Origin of the sequence: Terrimonas sp. (assembly GCF_003075435.1) — a bacterium.
Lineage (GTDB): Bacteria > Bacteroidota > Bacteroidia > Chitinophagales > Chitinophagaceae > Agriterribacter.
On record NZ_QCZJ01000007.1, the window covers coordinates 164,966 to 188,410 of the forward strand.

General features: G+C 39.7%; 15 protein-coding genes. 5 read left to right on the plus strand and 10 right to left on the minus strand.

The annotated features are described in order from the left end of the window. Positions 1–155: 155 nt before the first annotated feature. The 4 genes from DC498_RS10170 to DC498_RS10185 form a co-directional block, all read right to left on the minus strand. Entirely contained in the window at positions 156–902 is a 747-nt protein-coding gene (locus DC498_RS10170) for a GLPGLI family protein (protein WP_116874033.1), read from the minus strand. 10 nt (positions 903–912) lie between these two features. Further along, a complete protein-coding gene (locus DC498_RS10175; protein ID WP_165813809.1) occupies positions 913–3,609 on the minus strand; it encodes a TonB-dependent receptor in 2,697 nt (898 codons plus the stop codon). 650 nt (positions 3,610–4,259) lie between these two features. Beyond that, complete coding sequence (gene hisC, locus DC498_RS10180) at positions 4,260–5,363, minus strand: histidinol-phosphate transaminase (protein ID WP_116874035.1); 1,104 nt, start codon at positions 5,361–5,363, stop codon at positions 4,260–4,262. 312 nt (positions 5,364–5,675) lie between these two features. Next, positions 5,676–9,182, minus strand: coding sequence for a PAS domain S-box protein (locus tag DC498_RS10185; protein WP_116874036.1), 3,507 nt, complete (start codon positions 9,180–9,182; stop codon positions 5,676–5,678). 390 nt (positions 9,183–9,572) lie between these two features. On the opposite strand from DC498_RS10185, the gene DC498_RS10190 reads away from it, so the two are divergent. After that, positions 9,573–10,562, plus strand: coding sequence for an LLM class flavin-dependent oxidoreductase (locus DC498_RS10190; RefSeq protein ID WP_116874037.1), 990 nt, complete (start codon positions 9,573–9,575; stop codon positions 10,560–10,562). Between the two features lie 189 nt (positions 10,563–10,751). Here the strand turns inward: DC498_RS10190 and DC498_RS10195 are convergent, their stop codons facing one another. Continuing rightward, positions 10,752–11,318, minus strand: coding sequence for a hypothetical protein (locus DC498_RS10195; protein WP_116874038.1), 567 nt, complete (start codon positions 11,316–11,318; stop codon positions 10,752–10,754). Between the two features lie 14 nt (positions 11,319–11,332). Beyond that, on the minus strand, positions 11,333–12,610 hold the full coding sequence (locus DC498_RS10200; RefSeq protein WP_116874039.1) for a competence/damage-inducible protein A: 1,278 nt from the start codon (positions 12,608–12,610) through the stop codon (positions 11,333–11,335). 407 nt (positions 12,611–13,017) lie between these two features. Here DC498_RS10200 and dacB point away from each other — a divergent pair, with 407 nt between their 5' ends. Continuing rightward, positions 13,018–14,394 carry a D-alanyl-D-alanine carboxypeptidase/D-alanyl-D-alanine endopeptidase gene (gene dacB / locus DC498_RS10205; protein ID WP_116874040.1) on the plus strand — a complete coding sequence of 459 codons (1,377 nt, stop codon included), beginning with the start codon at positions 13,018–13,020 and terminating at the stop codon, positions 14,392–14,394. A gap of 58 nt (positions 14,395–14,452) precedes the next feature. Here the strand turns inward: dacB and DC498_RS10210 are convergent, their stop codons facing one another. Next, positions 14,453–14,860, minus strand: coding sequence for a DoxX family protein (locus DC498_RS10210; RefSeq protein ID WP_116874041.1), 408 nt, complete (start codon positions 14,858–14,860; stop codon positions 14,453–14,455). A 190-nt stretch (positions 14,861–15,050) separates the two neighbouring features. On the opposite strand from DC498_RS10210, the gene DC498_RS10215 reads away from it, so the two are divergent. The 3 genes from DC498_RS10215 to DC498_RS10225 all read left to right on the plus strand — a co-directional run bounded on the left by DC498_RS10215 (position 15,051) and on the right by DC498_RS10225 (position 20,561). Further along, on the plus strand, positions 15,051–18,086 hold the full coding sequence (locus tag DC498_RS10215; RefSeq protein ID WP_116874042.1) for a tetratricopeptide repeat protein: 3,036 nt from the start codon (positions 15,051–15,053) through the stop codon (positions 18,084–18,086). 44 nt (positions 18,087–18,130) lie between these two features. Next, the gene (locus DC498_RS10220) at positions 18,131–19,816 is read left to right on the plus strand and encodes a hypothetical protein (RefSeq protein WP_133176818.1); all 1,686 of its coding nucleotides are present in this window, start codon (positions 18,131–18,133) and stop codon (positions 19,814–19,816) included. 103 nt (positions 19,817–19,919) lie between these two features. Continuing rightward, positions 19,920–20,561, plus strand: a complete 642-nt coding sequence (locus DC498_RS10225; protein ID WP_133176819.1) for a hypothetical protein — start codon at positions 19,920–19,922, stop codon at positions 20,559–20,561. A gap of 64 nt (positions 20,562–20,625) precedes the next feature. Here DC498_RS10225 and DC498_RS10230 read toward each other — a convergent pair whose 3' ends face one another. The 3 genes from DC498_RS10230 to DC498_RS10240 all read right to left on the minus strand — a co-directional run bounded on the left by DC498_RS10230 (position 20,626) and on the right by DC498_RS10240 (position 23,120). Next, complete coding sequence (locus tag DC498_RS10230; protein WP_133176820.1) at positions 20,626–21,201, minus strand: hypothetical protein; 576 nt, start codon at positions 21,199–21,201, stop codon at positions 20,626–20,628. Between the two features lie 142 nt (positions 21,202–21,343). Continuing rightward, the gene (locus tag DC498_RS10235; protein WP_116874046.1) at positions 21,344–22,288 is read right to left on the minus strand and encodes a sugar phosphate isomerase/epimerase family protein; all 945 of its coding nucleotides are present in this window, start codon (positions 22,286–22,288) and stop codon (positions 21,344–21,346) included. A 94-nt stretch (positions 22,289–22,382) separates the two neighbouring features. Further along, positions 22,383–23,120 carry a metallophosphoesterase family protein gene (locus tag DC498_RS10240; protein ID WP_116874047.1) on the minus strand — a complete coding sequence of 246 codons (738 nt, stop codon included), beginning with the start codon at positions 23,118–23,120 and terminating at the stop codon, positions 22,383–22,385. Positions 23,121–23,445 lie beyond the last annotated feature (325 nt).

A 23,445-nucleotide genomic window follows, 5' to 3' on the forward strand; every position in this document is an offset into this window, starting at 1 on the left:
TACAGGACGCATTTAAATTTTCGCGTGTTGGGCAATCATGTGCAGATGCCGTAACAGGAGTATCTATATGCAAAATTTGGAATGCAACCGCAACATACTTTTTGTTCAATCTTCATGAGGCGGGATCGAAAGAACAGTTCAACTATTGAGCTTTATCAGATCATGATCTGCCAGATATATCTTGCGCCCCATTTGCCCCAACGCTTCAGGCTGTTCTGCACCGTTTTTTCCATTCCTTTATAATCAGTGGTTTTGCCTTTTTTGGGAGGGGCAATGGCTGTTTCCTTTATCCCAGACAGTTCAACTTTTGTAGCATACCAACTGGTGTACAAGCGGGGAATAACTACTCCCAATATCATTCCCGGTAACCCGTTAAAAGATTCAGGGCCGCCAGGCGCTACAATCTCATCTGTGTAAAAAGCAACAACAAAAACAGAATCCATGATCACTGTGGTAGCCCTGCGACATTCAAAACCCGCTATCTTCCTGGTATCATTAGTAATACGCCATTTGTATTTTTTCAGGCTGTCCTGGATTAAAAACGATTCATCAAATACCTGCTTGGCGGCAGTAGTATGCGCGGTATTAAAATCAGAATAGATGATATTATCATTTGCCGGTGGTTCTCCAAACGGAGTAGGTTTATCATTGCTTTCACGCCCGGGCTCGTATCTTGCTTTACCATCAGAAAAAAGCAGGTTAAAATAAGTATGCTTATTTTCCGGGATCTGCTTTTTCATCGTGTTTATCCAGTCCATATCTTCTTCATCAACAGACGACATTAATTGCTTATGCTGGTTAACTGTTTTTTCAAACTCAATTTTCCCTTTAAGGATAAATTGAGCGCCGGCAAATTGTATGGAGCCAATGCATACAAATAATACAAGGCAAATTCTTTTCATAACTGTCGATTTATGGTTTTTTCACTTCAGCGTTATTCTTTGTAAAGTTCCAGGTAAAGCTCAGCATCCAGAATCTGCGCAATGTTGTATAAGTATTTTCACTCACGAAATTGCTTTGTATATCTCTCCTGAAACCTATGTTTTGATTAAGAATATCATTGATTGAAAATTTCAAATTGCATTTTTCCTTAAGCAATCTTTTACTTATTGAGGCATTCCACAGTAATACATTCCTGTTTTGATCAAACACACTGGTTGCCTGCCGCACATTAAAATCCGCGTCTGTATTAAAATCAAATTTATAAGGCAATGCGATATAAATATCTGCATTATAGGATTGCGTCCAGTACCGGGTTTTCACATCTTCTCTTATAGAAGAAACAGAAGTATTATAATTTACATTTCCCCTTAAGCTTATACCCAGTTTATTGTCAATAGAATAATATGTATTTAAGCCTAAACCGTAATTAGTGTTATTAGTAATGTTCTGTACTTCATTTACAAAATTGGTGAACCTGCTGCCATTAGCCTGGAGATTAAGCCCAATCCTTGTTTTGATAGGAGCAATTTTCATATTATATCCCATGTACGACCAGTAATTATAAGTAGTGCCCGCGTTTACAGATTGATATTCCCTGCGTCCCTGCTTATCAACTGTGTTGCTGTTGGTAATGGTATTGTCAGTAAGATTAAAGCTCGCGTTTACATACATCCCTCTTTCTTTAAGCACTTTATAATCATTAAAGAACATAAAGAAACGGTGGTTAAATGCAGGTGAAATATCAGGATTACCAATGAAAACATTCAGCGGATCATTATTTTCAGGAACAGGCTGAATCTGTTGTATAGTGGGTTGCTGTGTATTACCATTATAACTTAAAGACAGCATTGTTTGCGGTTTAAAATTATACCTGAAATTTACTTTCGGAAGAAGATTGACACGATTATAACGAATGGTAGAATCCTTACGGTTATCAACCTGGCGATAAGCCTGGTTAACCACATCCCCCCCAAAAGAAAAATTATATTTTTTCTTTGCTATACGGTATGCTACGCCTCCGGCGTTTGTGTTGATAAGAAAATCATAATCATTGGTAAGTAAACTGTCTAATTTATCATATTTACCATCGTCATAATTGTACGTAGTTCTGTCTGCGCTGCTGGTTGTGTTGGAGTAGCCGTAATTTACTTCCAGGAAATTATTTTTTCCCAAAGGCTCGGTATAGGTTACTTTGGCGTTTAATGTAAACAACTTGCTGTGGTTATATTTTCTTTGATTGATGGTATCAACCTGGTAAATATCTCCATTAGTATTATAATAATCATTAACGGCATCAAGATATCCTTCTGAATCATTATCGTTGAATTTTTGTTCAACACGAGCCGAAATAGTCCGTCCGGCTTTCTTAAATTTTTTCCGCCATAGTATACTGCTGTTGAATGATGCTTCATCTGACTCCGAAGAAGTATTACGGTGGCTTTGGTTTACAGGTTGTGATTTATCGTTTAATGCTTCTGAATAAAAGTCACTGTTGTTCTCCGACTTTCCTTTATAACCACTAAAAGTGAATTTTAAAGAAGAGGAAGAATCGAGTTGTATTTCATATTTCCCGCTTAAGGTATTGCGTAAGCGTTGGGAAAAATTATTATTCCTCTGGTTCATGTAATACAATGTATCAGGAAGGATATACTGTGTTTTGGTTTGGTCAATACCGTTTATATTAAGTTTTTTATACAGGTAGCTTACATTAAAGTTGTTCTTGTCTTCATTCCATTTATTAGAAAAATGAGCGCCGCCGGTCCATGCCTGCGGTAACCCGTTACCATTAAAATAAAAATCATTGTTATTACCAAAGGAATAGAAAAAACCACTGTTCTCATCAAACTCAATATCATCGTCTTCACCTCCGTATTTCCTGTTGTCTTCCCAGTTCAAACCTGTCTGCCCGGTATTAGACATTGTACCAAACGCTGCAATCTTCCTTTTACCTTTAAAGAAATTGATCATAGCCTCATTGTTGTACTTATCCTTTAAGCCTCCACCCGCGCTCACTTTTCCGAAATAGCCATTCTTCTTATCTTCTTTTAATTTGAGGTTTATGGTTTTTGTTTTCTCTCCATCATCAATGCCTGTAAATGCTGCCTGGTCGCTTTTTTTGTCAAACACCTGTACTTTGTCAACGGCATCTGCTCTTATATTACGCGTAGCAACGGTAGGGTCATCACTGAAAAACTCTTCACCATCAACTAACACTTTCTGCACTTCCTGTCCCTGGGCTACTATTTTCCCGTTTTTATCAACCTGTATACCCGGCAATACTTTCAATAAATCTTCCGCAGTGGCATTAGGGCGAACATTAAAGCTATCTGCTGTAAATTCTGTGGTATCTCCTTTAATCCTCATCGCATTATTCTGTTTTATCACAATTTCTTTAAGCAAAGTGGCTTTATTGATGAGATTGATATTGCCAAGAGCAAGCGGTTTTCCCGCTTCCAGTTGTATATCATCCACATAATCTGCAAAAGATGGGTAAGATATCATCAGCAGGAAATTTCCAACCGGTAAATCATTTAAACTAAAATTCCCGGATTTATCTGTGCGGGTAAATTTAAGAAAGGTAGAATCGGATTTGTTGATTACAGCAACAACAGCATGTTGGAGTTTTTTGTTGTTAGCAGTGTCGGTAACGGTTCCGGTTATAGACACATCTTGCGCTTTAATGCATTGCATACAACATATAGCAAGCAATAAGCAGGTTATTGGTTTGAGCATTAGTGGCTAAAGCATTGGTTGAAGGTGTAAAAGTGTAATAAATACTACCCAAATAAATATTTATGGTGATAATATTACGTTAAAAAATATCCGTTCTGCATCATATCGTGTGTGATGCAAACCAATGCTATTTTCCATAAATGAAATTAAAAAATGTGATGAACGCTGATATACTGTGATGAAATCAAATCTTCTTACTGACGTACCCGGCTGAGGACATCGTCATATCGAACGAGCAACACGAGGCTTTACTATCATCGTTTTGGCGCGAGTGAGATATCTGCCGGGCAATAATACTAATGCTCAACATTTGAATTACTGCCTAACAGATTTCTCTCCCGCCATAACATACCTTTAATTCAATCTTCATAAGGCGGGATCGAAATGACGCGGCAGAGTTTTTATATTTTACTGTCAGCACTAAAGCAAAGTTTGTAATTTCCAACGCCAGCTCTTTGCACTCGTGTACCTACGGGAAAAGCAACCTCAACTTCTTTTATTGCTTAACTATGTGATTGGTCTTTTGAGATATAAAACGCTATTCTAAAAGCTCATCCCTGATCGCCGGTTATACTCCCGGAATATTAAGATAGTATCTTTATAAATTGCTGCATTTCTTCTTTGGTACCTACGGTAATTCTTGACCACTTACCTTCTTCTTCATAAATACCGGTTCCCAAAATATTATTGCGTTTCAGCAAATCAAAATAATCTTTCTTATAATCAGCCAGTGTAAAATAAATAAAGTTAGTATTGGAAGGGATACACCTGATATTCAACTTTTCCATTTCGTCTATAGTATATCTTCTTACCTCATGAATTTTATCGTAGGTTCCCCTCACAAATTTTTCATCTTTTAAAGAAGCGATAGCCGCAGCAACTGATGGTACACTGCAACTGCCGTTTGCCCAGGTAGTAACCTGGCTGATTTCATTTATAGTATCCTTATGTGCAAGCGCATATCCTACTCTTGCTCCTGCCATACCATAAATTTTAGAAAATGTCTTGGCAATAATAATGTTCCTGTGTTCTGACACCAGGCCGCACAAAGAAGGCTGTTCCGTGAAATCTATATAAGCTTCATCCACCAGCACCAGGGATTTTTCAGAAACTTTTTTCACAAATTCAACCAGCTTATCTCTTTCTAACATAGTACCTGTAGGGTTATTCGGATTGCATATATACACCAGCCTGGTATCATCCTGTATTGCAGCCATCATTGTAGGCAAATCAATTTTCTTATCTGTGGTGAGCGGCACTGTTATTTTTTTAAATCCTGTTTTCTCAATCATATTAGCCCAGAAAGCAAATGTTGGCACAGGTATTACAAAACTGCCGCCTTTCAATGCTGAATACCGTGCAACAATATCAAGTATTTCAGTTGAGCCTGCACCCATCAAAACATTGTCACCGGTGAGATCATACTTTTGTGCAATTGCCGACACCAGTTCATTCGTGCGGGCGCCACCATACCTGTTACTCTCCAGCAAATGATCAGCCATTGCTTTACGTGCCAGTGGCGATGGTCCATAAGGATTTTCGTTTGATGACAAACGAATGGGCTTATCAACTATAAATTCCCTTGTGAATGAATGTGAAGGTGAGGCTATAGTTTCCAGTCTGGAAATGGTTAAGCCGGCTACGCCTAAACCTATTTGTTTCAGCCAGCTTCTTCTGTTTGATCTCATAATTGCAGTGTTTAAAATTATTGGGAAAAGTGCAGGCAATAAGTCGTTAAAATGTACGCAATGTTACATAGCGGTATAAATTTACTTTATACGGCTCAAAACAGGAAATAGAAGAATTTAACCGGTATGTTACAAACTTAGCTACTACTATCAGCGCCTGTTGTGTCACTCACTTGTACGTCCGGTAACGCTATTCAGCAACGTGCCGCTGCAAAACAATCGGTAACTTTTAGCAGAGACAAAGTCTCTGAAGAACATAATTTGTACGAAATCTGAAGACTTCGTACAGCAAACCAGCATCGATTAGAAGCCTCAGGCTTTTAACGGAAGTGAGAAATAAAAAGTTGAACCTTCTCCCAATTCACTTGTTACACCAATTGTACCACGGCTGCGTTTTATAATTTCAGAAGCTATATATAAACCTATACCAAACCCGGGATAGGTTTTCGTATTTTTATTTGGCACTCTGTAAAATCTTTCAAATATTTTAACCTGGTCTTTTTTCGAGATACCAATACCATTGTCTTTAATCGTAACTACTACCTCGTTGTCTGTAATTTCACTTTTTACATCTATAATATTTGAAGACGGAGAATATTTAACCGCGTTATTAATAAGATTGGCTATCACCTGTCTTATCCTGTCCTTATCCGCATAAATGAATGCCGGTTGCTTATACTCATAATTTATTACAAATCCCGGGTTGATCATTCTTTTTTCCTCCATTATTTCTGAGAGAAACATATTCAAATCAAAATCCTCTTCTTCAAAAACAAGATTTCCAAGTTTTATTTTCGACAGGTCCAGCAGCTCAGAGATAAGTTTATTTAGCCGGACGGTTTGTTTATCAATAACATTTAATGAAGTAATAAGGAAATTATCTCCGCTGTTTTCATACTTTGACTGTAGTAACTGCGTGTATCCTTTCAGCGAGGTAACCGGTGTTTTTAATTCATGGCTTGCCATGCTGATAAAATAATCTTTTTGCTGGTCTATTTCTTTTATATCATGTATATCAGTGCTGGTTCCCACCCACATTTGTATCACACCATCAGCGTCACGTTGCGGAATAGCCCTGCTGAGCTGCCACCTGTATTCCCCGTCAAATCTCCTGAACCGATGTTCAAAAATAAAATCCTCACCCGTTGAAACCGAATGCTGCCACAGCCTTGAATTTTCCTGTTGCTCATCAGGATGAACTATTTTTAATAAACCATCTCCGCGAAGATCCTGGAAGCTTAATCCACTATAATCATACACGGCGCTGTTATAATAATTAATATTTCCTTTTTCATCACTTGTCCATATCAATTGAGGCATTGAATCTGCAAGCAGCCTGAATTTTTGTTCCCGTTCTTCTAATTCCTGCTCATAAAATTTATCTTCGGTTATATCGCGGAGGATACCGATTATTTTAGAAGGTATTCCCTCTTCATAAAAAACTTTTCCCTGCACCCTGATCCACCGCAAAATACCATCAGCCCTTATGATCCGTGTCTCATAAGTATAAATGCCGGTAGTCATCGCCAGTTCAAAAGCTTTTTCTACTATTTCTTTCAGATCTTTCGGATGAAGCAGTGACCGCAGTTGCCGATGGGTAACTTCATTTAATGTTTCAAGTCCGAATATTTCTTTAAGCCTCGGCGAATAAATAAGGCGCTTCGTTCTTAAATCAAGGTCCCAGGTTGCCAGTTCCGCCGATTCCAGCGCAATTCGTAATCTTTCTTCAGCATCTTCAACTTTTTTCCTTGCATTCACTTTTTCCGTTACATCATTTACAGTTATCATGATAGCCGAAACGCGTCCGTCTGTTTCGAATAAGGGGGCATATTCAAAGTCAAGATAAAATTTGCTCATACCATCACTGCCCATTACATACGCAACAGACTCCGCTTCCTGGTGTGGTTTGCCTGAAGTAAATACTTTTCTCAATAATTCCGGGTACTTCTGTTCAACCAATTCCGGAAAAGCATCTGTTACTTTCTTTCCTACAACCTCTTCTTCTTTCCGCCTCCATATTTTTTCAAACATCACTGTATTAGCCATTTCTATTACAAAATCTTCACCACGGAATATTGTCATGGGTATGGGAGATTGCATAATAAAATTCCTGAACTGTTTCTCACTTTCAGCAAGCGCGTGCTGCGCTTTTACAGAAGAGGTAACATCTGTGGCAATAACAATAATCCCGGTTATAGTATCACTTTCCTCACGTAAAGGCTGGTAAACAAAATTAAAATACGCCAGTTCTGATTTGCCATAACGGTTTATGGTTACAGGAAATTCATTACCATAATAAGGAATACCATTTTTTAGTACCTGTGTCAATAATCCACCCACCGAGGCTTTAACTTCCGGCAAAGAATCAAATAATGGCTTGTCAATAAAATCAGCTGCTTTCCTGTCTACCAGTTCCATGTACTTGTCATTAGCAAGTTCTACCACAAAATTTTCACCACGTAATATGGTTATTCCAACAGGCGCCTGTTTTACGGTGTTGCGAAATTTCTTTTCCCGGTCATCTACTTCATGAAATAAACGCAACAGGGTTGCTTCAGCTTTTTTTTGTTCATTTATATTGGTGAATGTACCTATCCATTTCTCTATCTGTCCTCTCTCATTACGTGTTGGCAAACCATTCGCGAAAAACCATTCATATTCCCCATTCTTATTTTTAAGCCTCACTTCCGTTTTATATATATCACCTGTTTTAAGCGATGCACTCCAGGTTTCAAGAACATGATTGATATCTTCCGGATGTACCATCCTGGTAAAGGTCTTTTCATCATATGGATCAAGCCCAGTAAATGCCTTCCATCGTTTTGAAGCAAAAGTTTGATTGCCATTTCTATCCGTTGTCCACACCAATGCAGGCAGAAGATCGGCCAACTCCCGGAAATCTCTTCCGATTTCTTCCAGCTTTCTGTTAGCCACTACTTTCCCGGTAATATCCTGTATTATCCCGCTAAACCTGCAGGCTATTCCTTTATCATCAAAAAAAGCTCTTCCCTTTGCAAGTAAATGTCTTAAAACACCAGACTGAGGTTCTATTATTGCACATTCCGTTTCAAAACTACCGCCTGAAACACCATTCAATGCCTGTTGAATGGAATTGATCACACGCTCCCTGTCATCTTCAATTATTCTTTTTAATGCAAATTCAAAATCAATTTCATTTTTGGATGGAAATCCTGCCCATGCTCTCAGAAGATCATTACAAACTAATTTACCGGTTGCCGGGTTCAAATCCCATGTGCCCAGGTCGCCGGCATCAATGGCAAATGACAATTCATCCCGGCTGTTGTTAACCTGGCGAAATGCTTCAACTTCTTTTGTAGTTTCATAACAGGTAACCAAAACGCCCGCAGGCTTCAGCATCTCATCATATACAGGGCTGTAACTGAAAGTCCAGTATACATCTTCTATCTTACCATTCCTATATATAGGAATTAACTGGTTTTCACTCCAGGTAGCATCTCCTTCATTTAATACCTGGTCAATAAGCGGTTTAATGATATCCCATATTTCTGCCCAGGCATCTTCCGCCGGTTTGCCTAATATTCCGGGATGCTTGCCATTTATACCAAGACTGGGACGGTATGCATCATTATAAAAACAGATCAGTTCTTTACCCCACCACAAAAACATGGGGAATTTAGAGTTGAGTAAATTATTCAACGTTGTGCGCAAACTTTGCGGCCATTGTTGCGGATTACCCACAGGAGTTTCTTCCCAGTTTTTTTCCCGGATGAGCTTCCCCATCTCGCCGCCACCGGATAAAAAATGTTGTTGTACGCTGATATCTTCTTCGGGTTTCATTAAAATAGCTTTAATCAAAATTCCTGTTGCTACGGGCTTGTATTCTTCAAATATATTGGTTTGCTTTTAAAGAAATTATTCCGCCCCCAGGGTGCATTCAAATTTTCGTATGCAGGTACTACAGCTATGGTAGATGCCTCGTGCCCCGGCATGACAATCCGTAGTGCTGTGTTGGGCGTCAGTGCTATTGTTGAACATTGGTACTATTGTTCAATATACATTCTTCTGCTGTAATGCCGGGGCACGAGGCTCTGCACTATATCGTCATATACACGAAAATTTGAATTGCGCCCGTCCGCTATACGGGTATATTTTAATCTGGTATTATTGTAGCTTTGCAGATTATTTTATAAACCAATCCATAACGACTGCTTGCAAAGATTAAACCAAATGAAGCAGTTACAATTATCTATACTTGACCTGGCAATAGTTATTGAAGGAGGAAATGCAAATTCAGCCATACAAAGAACAGTGGAAGCAGCCCGGCATGCAGAGCAACTGGGTTTTAAACGTATCTGGCTGGCAGAACATCACAACATGGAAAATATTGCCAGTTCGGCTACATCAGTTTTGATCGGTCATGTGGCAGGCAAAACAAATCATATACGTGTTGGCTCTGGCGGTATTATGCTGCCTAATCATTCGCCGCTTGCCATTGCCGAACAGTTCGGCACGCTTGAAAGCTTATATCCCGGCAGGATTGACCTGGGGTTGGGAAGGGCGCCCGGCACAGATCAGCTAACCGCAATGGCATTGAGAAGAAGCAATGACGCGGTATACAATTTCCCCGCAGAGATCCGCCAGTTGCAAACCTATTTCAGTAAAGAAAATCAACAGTCACGCGTACGCGCTTTTCCGGGGGAAGGCTCAGATATCCCTATCTGGATTTTAGGATCCAGTACCGATAGTGCATACCTTGCTGCCGACATGGGATTGCCTTATGCTTTTGCCGCGCACTTTGCACCGGCACAATTCAGAACAGCGATTAATATTTACCGGAATCATTTTAAACCTTCTGCGCAATTGCAGCAGCCTTATGTACTGGCATGTGTAAACGTTATAGCGGCAGATACGGATAAGGAAGCGCATTTTCTTGCCACCAGTCTTTTCAGGATGTTCACAGGCATTGTTACCAATATGCGCAAACCAATGCAGCCGCCTGTTGCCTCAATGGAACCATACTGGAACGATGAAATAAAAGCCGCGCTATCGCAAATGCTGGCCTGCACCTTTATTGGTGGAAAAGAAAAAGTAAAAGAGGAACTTCTTGCATTTGTTGAAGAAACAGAGATAGATGAACTGATGACCACAACAAATATATATGATGAGAAAGCAAGGTTGTATTCGATGGATATATTGAAGGAGGTGTTGAGGGGGTAGTTCCCTCACCCCCGGCCCTCTCCGCACGGCGGAAAGGGGAGCCCAAATTCAAACCAGGTTAATAATATAGCGAGAGGGGGAGGTTGAAAATCTAAAAGTGTGATGAATATTAAACACTTTGTTTGGATGCGTTTTATTGTTGATGTGGTAGTTATAAAGGAGCAATAGACAACTAATATAGCATCGTATTTATTCGACATTAGTGTTTATCCAGGTAATAACTTTATCCACCATCAGGTTCTCAATGGTACTATGTGTTACGGCAGTCTCCTGTATATTTTGCCTGGTTAAATCAATATTTTCAATTATAGTATCAGCAGAAACTGCAACAGTTTGCATTCCATATGAGCGTAACGGGAAATTAGGAATGCTTTGATAAACATTGATATTCTTTTTGACGTTGTGTGGAATTGTACGGTCAATCTTATGCGACCAGGGTCCGTTAGCAACATCTATAGTAATCAACAGGTTTATATTCAGTGCAGACTGCAGCATTCTCGACAATTGCAGTACTACATCTCCTCCTTTACTGTAACCATACAGTATAACATATGGGGTATTGCTTTTAGAGGATAAGTAGTTAAACAACTTCTTTAACGAGCTCCCAAAATCAAGAAAGTAGTTGTAATTAATAATAACCACTTCATCAAAGCTTTCATGTATTGCTTTATAAATATGCTTTGTGCCTTTTGATATTCCCCGCATACCTGAAAACAGGTCAGATCCTCCTACAAGCACCGCGATTTTTTCACTCATAAAATTCCACCGGTTTATTCTTCTAAAATACACTTCCTCAACATATTCAACGCATATATCGCCGCCATTTCAATATTCCTTTCCCTGTCATAACGGAAATGAAATTTCTCCGTTATTATACGGTTACGGCTACCCGCCGCTATCCAAACCGTGCCAACCGGTTTATCAGAGGTGCCGCCGCCCGGGCCCATAATGCCTGAAGTTGCCACGGCATAATCCGTATGCATTGCCGCCATCACACCGGTAACCATTTGCCGCACCGTTGCTTCACTCACCGCGCCGTCTGTAAGCAAAATTTCTTGTTTTACGTGTAGCACATTTTCCTTTACTTCATTGGCGTAGCTCACCACACTGCCTTTAAAGTAATCAGATGAACCGGCAAAAGAAGTGATCAGGTGCGCTATATAACCACCGGTACAACTTTCTGCCGTTGAAACCGTAGCCTTCTTTTCTTTCAAAAGTTTGCCTATAACCTTAGCCAGGGGTATATCTTCATCTACTACCAGCCACTCCTTTACGTATGTTTTTAATGCATTAAAAGATGCATTCAGTTGCTGTTGCAGTCTTTCATTATTGCTGTCGCTACCGGTAATGCGTAAACGCACCATGCCATAGTTGGGTAAATAAGCAAGCTTGAAATTTGAAGGCAGTGTGTTTTCCCAATCCTGTATTTTTTCCGCTATAAAAGATTCACCAATGCCTGCTGTAAGTAAGGTGCGGTGATCAATAAATGGAAATGTAAAATATTGCTGTAGCCTGGGAATTACATAATCTGTCATCATACCTTTCATTTCATGCGGCACGCCGGGCATGCTCACGATTATATTTCCATCTTTTTCAAACCACATTCCCGGGGCTGTGCCTCTTTTATTGGGTATTACAGTGCAAACATCAGGCACTTCCGCCTGCTTCATATTCCGCTCTATCATCGGGCGGTTAAGCCTGGCGAATATCTGTTGCACATTTTCCAAAGCGCCTTTGTCCATCACCAGCTTACCACCAAAATATTCCGCCAGCACAGGTTTGGTAATATCGTCTGCCGTGGGGCCAAGTCCACCGGTAATTAAAACAATAGTGGCAGCTTTCATTTCTGTATTCAATGCATTTACAATTTCTTCTTTACTATCTCCAACAGATATTCTTCTCCGCAGCCAGATACCTGCTTTATTCAGCTCCTGCGCTATCCATGCACTGTTGGTATCTACTACCTGGCCTATCAATAATTCATCTCCTATGGTTATAATGGAGGCATAAATTGCCGGAATGTTGTTTGATTTTATATCTCGATTCATTTTTTTTATTTTGCTTTGGGCTATCGGCCATGGCCATTTTAATATTTAGATCATTGGTATTAGTTTAGAAAAACCCTAAGGCAAATTGCAGCAGCTACAGGAGATTGCTTCGCCCGCCGTAATATGCCTTTAACTCAAATCTTCGTGCCGGCGGGCTCGCAAGGACGGCATAGCGTATTTTGATTTTACTGTCAGCACTGCGGCAAGGTTTATAATTGGTCAACCTCTCGCGTCATTGCGATCCCGCCCCAACCATTTATAAATATCAGGTTGATATGCGGGAGAAGCAATCTCAATTCCTTTGTAGACCTCTTTTTATTACTTAACATTTTAATATTCCTTTATTACCTTCATTTATTTAAGAATAAAATTAATCGTTTGTAGTCAGTCGTTAAATATTATTTGTAATGAGATTAAAGGTTTCAGTTATTGCATGTTTATTATATATTGTGCATGCACCTGCAGATGTATCAGCTCAAATTGTTTCAAAAAAAATAGAAGCGGCTTTTGCGCAGTTTGAAAAAGACCCGCAACTGGCCAACGCCATCAGCTCATTATATGTTATTGAAGATAAGACCGGTGCAGTTATATTCGACCGGAACAGCAGGATTGGTTTAGCGCCGGCATCAACCCAAAAAACCATTACCAGTATAAGCGCGTATGAATTGCTGGGTAAAACCTTCAGCTATTTCACCTCTTTCTATACCGACGGCGGTAATCTTTATATAGTTCCTTCAGGCGATCCAACCTTAGGTAGCTTCCGCTGGGAAAATACCAAACCGGTAAATGTGTTGCAAAGAATAGCTACAGCTTTGCAACAAAAAAAAATCACAAACATTTATATTGACAGCAGCGGCTATGAACCGGGAAATATACCCGATGGCTGGATGTGGCAGGACATTGGCAATTATTATGGCGCAGGTTCAGAAAAGCTTACCTGGCGGGAAAATCAATTTGATATTCTTTTACGATCAGGCAATAAAATTGGAGATCCGGTCAGCATTGCAGCCACAGTGCCCGCCATACTTTATCAATATAAGCTGCAATCTTTTGTTAGTTCTGCACGCACCGGCACAGGCGACAATGCCTATATTTATTTACCTGCTAATAACAATGAAGGCATCATAAAAGGCACGATACCTGTTAATGAAAAAAGGTTTTCTATTTCAGGGGCTTTCCCTTCAGGCGCTGCGCAATTTGTATTTGAATTAGAGGACACTTTATCTAAACTGAATATATTGCCTGCTCCTCTGCCCAACAAAAACTCATTTGCAATACCTCCTCAAAATATCGCTCCTGCTCATACAGAAACCTCTCCCCCGCTCGATTCTATCATTTTCTGGCTAAACAGGAAGAGTGTAAATCTTTATGCAGAAGCGTTGATCAAAACAATTGGTTTAATTAAAAAAGGTTATAGCAGCACAGATAACGGAATTAATGTTTTAAAAGATTACTGGAAAGAAAAGGGCATTAGCCCAACAGAATTGAATATGTTTGACGGATCGGGGCTTTCTCCTTTAAACAGAACTACCACCCACGCACAGGTACAGTTATTGAAATATGCAAAACAGCAACCCTGGTTCACTTCGTTTTATGAATCGCTGCCCTTATATAACGGAATGAAAATGAAAAGCGGAACCATCACCAACGTAAAAGGATTTACCGGCTATCATACTTCCGCCTCCGGCAAAACATATATATTTTCTTTCCTGGTTAATAATTATAACGGATCAGCAACCGCGCTGGTGAAGAAGATGTATAAGGTGTTGGATAGGGTGAAGTAGTTTGTGGTTTGTAGTTTATGGAATAACTCAAAACCATAAACAATAAACCACAAATCCTCTATTTCCCCATTACCCCATCCACGCTTGCCTTGCCTGGACCTACCAGTAATATTCCGAGAAATATTGCAAGAAACAAGGCTGCTTTTTCGCCTTGTGTAAAAATAGCATTACCATGTGCTTTAAATAAAGCAACCGCCATGGCAATTACCAGCGGTATTACAGTAAACCGTGTAAACAATCCAATCATAACAAAAATAGCACAAAAGAACTCCGCGAAAATTACCATTGCAAGAGAGGTGGTGCTCCCCAATCCCAGGAAATTCATGAAATTATTTTTCTTCTCAGCAAAATGAACAAGCTTATCATAGCCATGTGGTATCATCATCAGTCCCGCGGTAACGCGTAATACAAATAAAGCAATGTTAAAAGCCCAGTCGGTATAGCTGGTAGATAAAAGCCGTTTCATTTTTATTTTTTCGCAAAAATAGGCGATACAAACCTTTTATCCACACCATTATAAAACTGATCTTCACAAAAAAATTGTTAGTAGTATCTTAGCACGGTTTTACTTTAAGAAAATTGTAACAAAAGAGAGAGGAACTTCGTGCAACGCATGGTTTGATATTTGCGTTTGCCATATAACCCATTACACAATTATGCAAAAACGTTTTATTTTGACCGGCATTGCTTTGGCATCTTTTTTTGCAGGAGCAAATGCACAGCAAAGCGCCATCCATACCGACCCGGACGCGGCATACAAACAAGCAAAAGAATATTTTCAGAAAGAACAATTCAGCCTGGCTTACCCGGTTTTCAGGGAGTTAAGCCTGGCTACACGCTCTGCTGATAAAAGCAATAATGGGATTGTATACGATGATATACACTTTTATACTATTGCCTGCCGCCTGCTGCAAAATGAAAGTGTTGCCGCTGATGCTGCTATAAACTTTATGCAGGTAAACCACAATCCTTCACTAAAGGAAAGAATGAGTTTTTACCTTGCAGAGTATTATTTCAGAAAAAACGATCTGCGCAATGCGCTTGCATATTACGAACAAACCGGTACCGGCAATTTAAGCAACCGCCAGGTGGCTGATATGAAATTTCACCAGGGCTACGCTTATTTTTCCATGAACCAGTATGAAAAAGCTGCTCCCCTGCTGGAAGCAATAGCTAAAAATGCTTCAGACCCCAATTATAAGGATGCCAATTATTATTATGGCATGGTAGCTTATTCTAAAAAAAATTATAAAGAAGCACAGGCTGCATTTCAGAAAATTGAAAATGATGCCTATTACAGGAATATCGTACCGGTATATATTGCCAATATATACTATATGCAGGGGCAAAAAGATAAAGCGCTGAGCTATGGAGAAGATGCCCTGAATAAGCCACAGAACAAAAAAGATGCTTCAATGGAAGAACTGGTAGGGCACGGTCTTTTTGAAAAAGGAGATTATGCAAAAGCATTACCGCATCTTGAATCTTATGTAAACAAATCAAAAAAAGTAAGTCGCGAAACATTATATGAATTAAGTTATTGCTACTATAAGGCAAATAACTTACAAAAGGCAGTTGAAGGATTAAAGCAGCTCAGCGGTGGTGAAGATTCTCTTAGCCAGAATGCCATGTATATATTGGGAGACGCTTACCTTAAACTGGGAGATAAAGCCAATGCAAGAAACGCGTTTTCTTTCGGCGCTACCAATAATGTAAACCTTTCCCAACGCGAGGTTTCAAAATTCAACTATGCAAAGCTTTCGTACGAATTAGGCTACCAGGATATAGCGCTAAATGAATTCAGAAAATTTCTTGATGAATACCCCAATTCTGCATATCAGAAAGAAGCCGCGGAAATAGCAGCAGGGCTTCTTGCCAACACCAATAATTACCGCGAAGCGCTGAACATACTGGAAAAAATACAATCGCCTTCTGATGCCATCAGGAAAATGTATCCCAGGGTACTATACGGCAGGGCAATGGAACTGATAAACGACCAGGATCTGAACGGCGCAAAAACATTATTGGATAAAGCATTGAAAGATCCAAACAATGCACCGGTTATCTCTTATGTAAACTTCTGGCAGGGAGAGATCGCTTATCGTCAGAACCGGCTGGATGATGCTATTCGCTTTTATAATGATTACCTCAGCAATCCCGGCACACCATCCGGAGAAGTGAGTGCAACGAATGCAAAATATAACCTTGGATATTGTTATTACCGCAAAGAGAACTACAGGCAGGCTGTAAACTTTTTTGACCAGATCAGAAATTCCGCGTTAAATGCAAAACCGGTTGAGCAGGATGCCTATATCCGTGCCGCCGACTGTTATTACATGAATAAGGAATTTGCGAAAGCAAGATCAATGTATGGTACGGTGATCAGCAACTCGTGGGCATCTGCAGATTATGCAACTTTTCAAACAGCAATGGTGGCAGGCGTAAACAGCTCGGGCGGGAAAATCAATCTTCTAAAAAGCTTTGATAAGAAATTCCCGACTTCTATGCTGATACCGGATGCTAATCTTGAAATTGCCAAAACATATCTTGCAGATGAAAAATACCGGGATGCAGTGCCCTATTTAAACAATGTTATTAATGCACCGGTTGCAGGCAATTTGAAACCGGAAGCGCAACTGAAACTCGGTTTGAGTTATTATAATCTTGATAACAATAATGAAGCGCTTAACCAGTTTAAAAAACTGGTATCACAATTTCCCAACTCACCCGAAGCTGAAGAGGCAATTGAAAATGCAAAAGCTATTTACACCGCGGAAGGAAGAACAGAGGAATATGTAAATTTCATGAAAAGTGTAGGCAGGTCTGTAACGGTGAATGAAGAAGAAAATCTTACTTATAAGGCAGCGGAAAACAAATATATAGACAGGGATTATAATGCAGCTTTTACAGCGCTCAATAATTATCTTACCAAATTCCCTGACGGAACGCATGCAATAGATGCATGGTTTTTAAGAAGCGAAATTTATAACCAGCGTAAAGACTGGAAAAATGCTTCGGCAGGTTATGGGGAAGTAGCGGACCGTGGACCAAGCAGGTATGCGGAAATGGCTGCCTCTACTGCCGGAAGGATATATTATTTTGAGCTGCAGGACTATCCTAAAGCCGAACAATATTTCACAAAGCTTAAAGAACTGGCAGCAGGTGGCGAAAACCGCCTTGAGGCAATGAGGGGATTATTGCGCAGCCAGTATCAGCAGAAAAAATGGTTGGATGCGGTGCCTAATGCGCAGGAATTGTTGAAAGAAAAAAATATAAGTGTAGATGATAAGGTGCTGGCATATATGGTAACGGCAAGAAGTCTGCAGGATAAAGGCCAATTCTCTGAAGCAATACAAAACTTCAGGAATGTGGTAAATATTAATAAGGCTTCGTTTGCAGCTGAAGCAAGGTATGAAATAGCCAATGCATACCTGCAGCTTAATGATTTGAAGAATGCCGATAAAGCGGCATTTGAAACCATTAATAAATCCGGTTCGTACGACTTCTGGATTACCAAAGCATATATTTTACTGGGTGATATTTATTTAAAAGAAAAAGATTATTTCAATGCAAAAGCAACATTGCAGAGCGTGGTTGACAACAGCAAAATAACAGAATTGAAGAATGAAGCCAGCGACAAATTAAAAAAGGTAATTACTGAAGAAAAGACAGACAGCAAGATCGGCGGCTGATAATAAACCCACCACGTTTAATGCTTATCAAAAAAATGATCAAAATGCAAACAAGAATATATATTACCAGGTTATCCATAATCATAAGCGGTATTTTATTTTTATATACGTCCGCAAAGGCGCAGGAGCCTTCAAAAAAACAAACTATTGAAATCACTTCATCTTTTAAGCCTACTTTAAAGGATGCCGCAAAAATCAATTTCAATGCTGCCCCGCCTGTGCCGGATTCAGCCAGGCCAAAATTCAAATACACCATACCTGTAAATAGCCTTGCCCTGGCTTATCAGCCGGCTGCTGTTACTCCGGCAGCTCTACATATTGATTCAACCGGTAGCTGGTCTGCAACCAATTTTATAAAACTTGGTTATGGTAATTTTCAAACACCATATGCACAGGCAGGATTAACGCTTGATAATAAGCCTAACTCGTCTCTTAATATACTCGGGCATTATATTTCATCAAAAGGCAGTGCGGTTCCAAGGCAGCAGTATGCTGATGCAGGCGCCAGTGCTTATGGCAGTACTATTAATGCCAACAACCAGGAACTGTATGGCAAGTTAGGTTTAAGCAACAAAGCGTATTACCTGTATGGATATGATCAAACGGCTTATACACACAGCAAGAATGAATTATTACAGCGTTTTTTAGGCATCGATGCAAATATAGGTTTCCGGAATATTGACCCTACCGGTTTTGGATTATTATATCACCCGGATATAAAGGTTTCTTTTTTTAACGACAACCACAGCAACAGGGAATTTAATGTGGTAGGCGATGTGCCTCTTGAAAAAAAGATCAGCGACGAATTAAGCATTAAACTGGGTATTAATGCCGATTACACGCAATTTTCACCTAAGTCCTCACCATCCATCAATAATTTTATTTTTACTGTTCCCATTGCCATTAAGTTCAAGAATGAGTCACTTAGCATACATGGAGGGGCTATTCCATCCTGGGATAATTCAAACTTCAAGCTCTTGCCTGATCTGATGGCGGATGTAAAACTCAGCGGCGAAGAAGCCATCCTTCAATTTGGCTGGTTAATGCATTACGATAAAGGCTCTTACCAACGCTGGGCATCTTTAAATCCTTACCTGGCTCTGCCAACCACATTATTTAACACAAGAATAAATGAAACCTATGGTGGTTTAAGGGGTACTTTTCTTGAAAAATTCTTCTATAACGCAAAAGTAGGATTGGTACAGTTTTACAATATGCCGCTTTTTGTGAATGACTATGCAACCAATATTTTGAATGATGGAAAAACATTTGTAGCATTAAAAGAGGATAAATTAAACGCCTTCCAGATTCATGGCGAAGCAGGTGTGGTGCAGGCAGAAGATTTTTCGCTGTCAGCAAAATTCAACTGGCTGATGTTTGGCAAACAAAAAACACAGCAGCAACCCTGGGGAATTATACCAAGAGAGCTCAGTGCTGCGCTCCGCTGGAAAATTTTAAAAGATCTTTGGTTTAAATCTGACCTCTTCTTTTTTGAAGGAGCAAAATATATGAACAGGAGCTTAGGATCTGAAACCGCGAGAAGCCCGGTTGATCTGAATGCAGGTCTTGAATTTCGTGTAACAAAGCAATTCAATCTGTGGTTGCAGGCAAATAATATATTCAATAACACTTACCAGCGCTGGAACCAATATGAAATATACGGCTTTAATATCATGGGTGGAATAGTATTCAATTTTGATAGCTTTACAAAGCCATTGACCAAACAGTAATATAAACCCCAATAACTTACATATGGGCTGCATATATTGCAGCCTTTTATTTATTAAGAAGTATCGGCAATCTGTAATTAAATACTACCTTAGTCCCGATTTTATGTTTGATATTCTATACAAATATTTGATTCAGAACAGGTCTGTTGCATTACCCGGGTTAGGGACGCTTGAATTGCAGAAAATTCCTTCTATCAGCAATTTTTCATCCCATGTTATTCTACCACCTTCTTACAAAATAATATTTGACGACACACAGGATACTCCTTCAAAAAACCTGTTTCAGTATATTACCTCACAAACAGGTTTAACCGAGTGGGAAGCTATCAAACAATTGAACGATTTTTCCTTCAACATAAAAATCGGCTTAAAGGAAGGAAAAAAAATCACCTGGAAAAAGGTAGGCGAATTCAGTATGGAAGACAATGGCATTACCACGCTGGAGTCTGCTAAAATCGAATACGATTTTATGGAACCTGTACCTGCCATAAGAGTAATAAGGAACAATGTTAATCATACCATACTTCGGGGAGATACTGAGGTTAGTGAAAGTTTTTTCAGGCAGGAGGAAGCTGAAACAATAACTACAGGAAAAAACAGGAAATGGTGGATAGGTGCAATTGTACTTGGGGCAATCGCGCTGCTTTTAATATTTCTTTACTTATACAATAACGGATTTTCTGCAAGTGATTTTTTTAACACTTCAAAACCCGTAATTAAAGAAACTCCGGCCACTTACCGGTAACAGTAACCGGAGCTATCTTTCTTTAATATTATTATTGGGTAATAAATGCAACAATTTTCCCCGGTTACATGCCCTCCTTACCTTCCGGCCCTTCTGTTCCGGCAAAAGCTTTCTCTATCTTATGCATAAGATTTGACACAGGTCCCTGCATTTTATTCGTACGGTCATCAAGACTGTTATCATCTAACATCTCCCCTGCCCCGATAGCCGCAGGCAAATGAGAGAGAATATTTGTTCTTTGTTCAGTAAACAAATTTTTCACGGAAATTCCCGTGATTTCATTCAGATGCTCTCTTATAACCTGCGTTGCACCAGCAAAAACATGATCAAGCCTTTTCTTTACCTCATCATTTGTTACGCCTGCATAATCCGCTATTTTAGCAGTCATTTCTTCACTGCCGGCACCAAATACTTCTTCCCGCCATCTGTTAGAAAAGCTATTGCCGAGTATATTATCGGCTTTTTGTTCATCTCGTGAATATTTATATAGTCCAATTAAAGTAGCAGGAATAGCTGCCTGGGAAAGTTTATCTGCATATACTTCCGCAGCAGCAACAATTTCCTGTGTATTAGGGTCAATTTTAGGCAGAGATGGTATGCCATCCCGCTGCGCTAATGTTTGTATAAGATTGAGTGCCATAAAATAATATTTATAAGTGTTAATGGCAAAACCATACCAAAAAGCAGCAATAACCATCTCAAAAACAATTAATATAATTTAGGCAAACAAAAAAGCTTCACACCAAGTGAAGCTTTTATTATTCCGGTGAAGAAATGCTATTTTATACTCCCAAAGCCTGCTTTGCAAAAAGCACACATTTTCCAACTTCCTTCACAGCATCTGAGCCTTCGGGTATTTTATATTCCAGTTCTATAGAAACAGGTATTTTATATTTCTTTTCCTTCAGCAAATTAAGTATGGCAGGTATGGGCGTATTGCCTTCTCCCCAGGCAAGATTTTCACCACCATTTTCTTTTGTTTTACGATCTTTTAAATGCATGGAAGTGATGCGATCGTGTTTTGCCTGTATAAGTGCCAGCAAGGTTTCTGCAGTATTATTTCCGCCGGCAGCAATATAATGCCCGCAATCAAGATTCATAGAATTGTACGGAGATTGGCTTAATGCAGTATCCCATGCGGTATCGGTTGCCTGTGTATGTGCATGATAACCGATATAGACTTTATGCTTAGCTGCGAGTGTGCCTAACCGTTGGGAATGTGCCGGATCTTTAGGCAGCTCAACGGTAACGGAATTTGCACCCAACGCTTTTGCTGCTTTTAATGCATATTCAATTTCCGCATCGGTATTATTAGGATTTAAAGCGCTGGGTTTAAAAGCGTAAATGCTAACCCCGGCTTTTTCAAACATTTTACGGATCTCCTTAAATTTTTCCATTGATGCCGAGGCCCGCCATTCAGCAACCTTTGCTTTATCTTCCGGGATACCGGCATATTTTTCCGGCGCTTCTCCCATTAGTTCTACCGCGCTCACACCACTATCAATAATAAACTGAAGCAACTGATGAATATCATGCGGCATACTGCGGTAAGAATAAGTTATTACGCCCACCTGCACGCCCGAAAATTTTGAATTAGGTTTACCAGGCAGGAATAATCCTTTTGAAAAAACAGATCCTGAAGTAAGCAACCCCAGGGAAGCCATTGAGCCATTCAATAAAAATGAACGACGTGAAGCATTAAACAATTTATTTTTTTGTGCAGGCATAAATAAATTTTTAAATGAATAGGGTTACTAAGATATGCTTTGTAAACGAAAATAACAGGATATGTGCAAAGAGAAGATATATTATGGCTTATTATTAATCTTTATTTCTTCCCTTCTCACCAGGATACAACTGTTGAACAATATCACTCTGCCACACTTTTTTTGTTTCAGCGTTTATAACAGATAATCTGCCTGTGAATGCTGCCCCGGTATCTACATTCCAGACATTAGCGGCATGCATCGGCATATAGCTGTTGAAATTAATAGTAGGCGTATGCCCTATAAATATTTCTTCAAAAAGTTTAAGCCGTTTGGGATACCATACTGAATCCTCCTGTATCCTGCTATCCATTATTGTTACAGCCACTTCCCACAATGTTCTGTCCCAATAAAAATTGCTTTCATAACTCTCCGTCTCCGGGCCATGCATGGATGAAAACCCTGCATGTACAAAGAGCCTGTTCTTATCATCTATATAGTAATTCTGCATCCGGCTAAAAAAAGCAAGATGACGTTGCTTTTCATGAACACCTATATTTCTGTAAGCCTCTACGGTAGACTTTCCCCCATGCTGCAGCCAGTATGGGTTGGGGTATTCACCTTTCAGCCAGGATTCACACCATACATCATGGTTCCCACGAAGAAAAATACAATTACATATTGTGCCCAATTCATCAAGGTATGTTATAACACCCGGTGATTCAGACCACCCATCTACGTAATCACCAAGAAAGATCAGCAGATCATCTTTCCTGAAATCAATTACTGTAATCACCTGTTGTAATGCTTTGAGTGCACCATGAATGTCGCCTACAACAAAAGTTTGAGCCATCAGATAAAAGTATTATGATTAACAATGATGAATGTACGCATTTTTGAAGTGCTGATTTTGAGGGGCTTCTGCAAGCGTGTATTTCAAATTTTTGCATATAGGTATTACTGTTACAGCAGCCCCCTCGTGCCCCGGGGTGACAGGTTACGGTGCAATGCCGCGCTATTTTACTATTGCCAGGCACTTGTATCAATGCTGAACAATGCACCGCTGCTGTCATACCGGGGCACGAGGCATCTGCATATGATTGCCCAATTCGCGAAAATCTGAAATGCACCCCTTCTGTAATGTAAATATTAGTAACGCAACAACAATACAGGATAGT